This is a genomic window from Acinetobacter sp. 3657 (genome assembly GCF_031456775.1).
Taxonomy (GTDB): Bacteria; Pseudomonadota; Gammaproteobacteria; order Pseudomonadales; family Moraxellaceae; genus Acinetobacter.
On sequence record NZ_JAVDVH010000030.1, the window covers coordinates 1 to 2,759 of the forward strand.

Consider the following 2,759-nt stretch of genomic DNA (forward strand, 5'->3'; position numbering starts at 1 on the left):
GGTGCCTTTGTACTGGATATTTCAGCGATCAAGGCCAATGCTGATTTCAGTTTTAGTTATAGCAGTACGGATGCGACAGGAAAGGTATTAGACAGCAGTACGGGGACGATTAAGCGCTCTGTGAATATCGTTGATGTGTTCTCGGGCGGCAGTGTGACTGCCAATCCGAATAATACGACGAATTCAGTTGCCAATACCATGAGCAAGGTGGCGGTTGATATCTTCAATGATTATAAGTTGCCGATTACTTTAGTCGGACAGAAGACTAAGACTGTTAACTGGAAAGAAATCAAGCATTCTTTCTTCTCTAGTTCGACATTATTCATAAAATATGAAGAAGGCATAGAATTACAAAAAGTTCAGTTTGCTTTACCATCGCAACTAAAGAGTTATGGAGATGGAGACTTTGAAGTTGAATTAAAAATTTATGGTACTGTTGAGCAGACTTATAAGAGGAGTGTAAGTGCAAACAGTAATCAAGTTGAAATTGAGCTAGATCCCAATGCAGAAAAACTATTAGGGGGGAAGAGCTATAATATTAAAGTTTATAAAAGAATATCACCAACTATTACAGAATTGGTGATGAATTCAACAAATAGTATCCCTGATAAAACATACCAAGAAACTAAAGAGGCATTTGGAAGTAAAAAACCAGCAGCATATTATTATAATATCGGAGATGTATTAAGGATTGGTGAACAGGTTGTCGATCATCAAGGAGTATTAAAACCTTATAATAACCTTAAGATCAGCAATGTACCTGTAGGAACGAGTCGTGTTGAGGTGAAATATAAACCTCAAGGTTCGAGTCAATGGAGTACATTAACGACTAGTGCGACTTTATATAATAATATTCCTGGCTGGTATCAAGTGAATTTAAGCGCACTGGCTAAGAATCGGAATTATGATTATCAATACATTACCTATAATGCTAAAGGAGATATATTGGGTGGTGGTCAAGGTGTAATTAATACAGCTAATAATCAAGCGAGTGCTATTCAGAAGGCATTATCTATAGGGGATATGCCAAGTGTTTATAATGATAAGAAAGAGGTGGTAAATAATAAGCAAGATGTAGTAAAAGGTTTTTTTGTAGAGTCAAGTACTAATGCCGTTTCTGTTTCTACAAATGGTGCTGAGTATTCTCCTGTGGTAGAAAACTACCCCATAAAGTTAAAGTATAATTTTAATAATGATATATTGAAAAAATATGGAAATAATTTTGTATTAATATTCGAAAACTATAAGGATGGTTATATTAAAACATCAGAACAGTTTTCTATAAATTCAGATGTTGGAACAACAAGTTTTGCTCTTGATCTTAGTGTTGATGAGTTACATAAACTTAAAAGTTATACAGAGCCTTTTAATGGAGGTAATTTATATTATTTTGATGTTAAATTAGTGCTAGTAGAAGATAATAAATTTATTAATATAGGAGAAATGCGTCAGAGTATAGGTGTTACTATTGTTAATAACCCTCAGACTCCATGGGGGCAGTGGGGAATACCAACACGTATAGTAGGGGTTCCTCCTAATAATTATATGTTTTTAGAAAAAAAATCTCTTATAAGATTAACTAATCAAACTGCGGATACGCATATGGTTATGTTCTATTATCGAGAACTTGGAAGTAATGGGGCTTATAAAACAACTTCAAGCATGTCTTTTCTGAAAGACATATATGGTCAAGAAATAAGTGGGAACTTTGAGTTAGAATTATCAAATATTGATCCAGCTAAGAAATATGAATTTCAATATATTTCTTTTAATAAGGACTATATTGTAATTAATAGGCAACAAGGTGTTTTGGAACAAAATTTTCAGGGTGTAAATGTTAGTGTGACTCCCTTAAATTATGGAGGGAATGGATTTATTATTTATAGACCGGAGACAGTTGAGTTTGTAGATCAATTTGGTCTGAAAGTTGGGGATACATCTAATGTTGTTCTTAAAGTTCGAAAGGTGGGAGCGACTTCTTGGGACACAGCAAATGCTTACTATGGAATGGCCGATGATGGTAGAGGTGGGACTACCTTTGTTAAAAACTACCTTATTTGGGATTATCGTTCATTCAATAGTAATTATGATCTTGAATTATTAAAGGGTGATTATGAGTTTAAATTAGAGGTTTTTGATCAATCTAATAATATTGTACCTAAACAAGGTATCATTGGTAAAATTCTTTTAAGTGATACTATAGAGCCTAAAGTTCTAAGCTACATTCCTACATCGTTTGTTCAAAACCACATTACCTTCTCAGGACAGCCAACTGGCAGTAAAACACTTACTGTCAAATATGGCACAGTTGCGGGTCAGCTTAACCAAACTGCAGTATTAAATGTCGGTGCAGATGGGAAAGCCATCCTCGATGCGACTGCGATTGCAGAGTTGAACTTGTTTGGCAGCACCACGGTCTACTATAGCTACGAAACAATTGATGCAAACAATAAACTTGTCAACAGAGCAACAGGTTATATCAATGTTGGTTTAGGTGCGGGTTCAGGCGAACATAAGAATGAATTAAATGATAGTTGGATTGATCTACAACCTGCTCAGAACAATGGCATCAGAATGGAAGTTTCTTACCGTAAGCGTCAAGTCGATGCCAATGGTAACTTTGTTTCCGATTTAATTAATGCAGATATAAATAGCGATGCGTACTGGGGAGATAAAGCCCAATTTGAAACGGTGACACTGACACCACAAAACGGAGTTTACCGCTGGAATATTAATAACCTCGTACCAAACGATGGCTA

At 35.3% G+C, this 2,759-nt stretch carries 1 protein-coding gene; it reads left to right on the forward strand.

Annotated elements, in window-relative coordinates:
* Positions 1 to 2,759: hypothetical protein (locus J2Y37_RS15785; protein WP_349033414.1), on the forward strand; the 2,759-nt coding region annotated here is incomplete at both ends.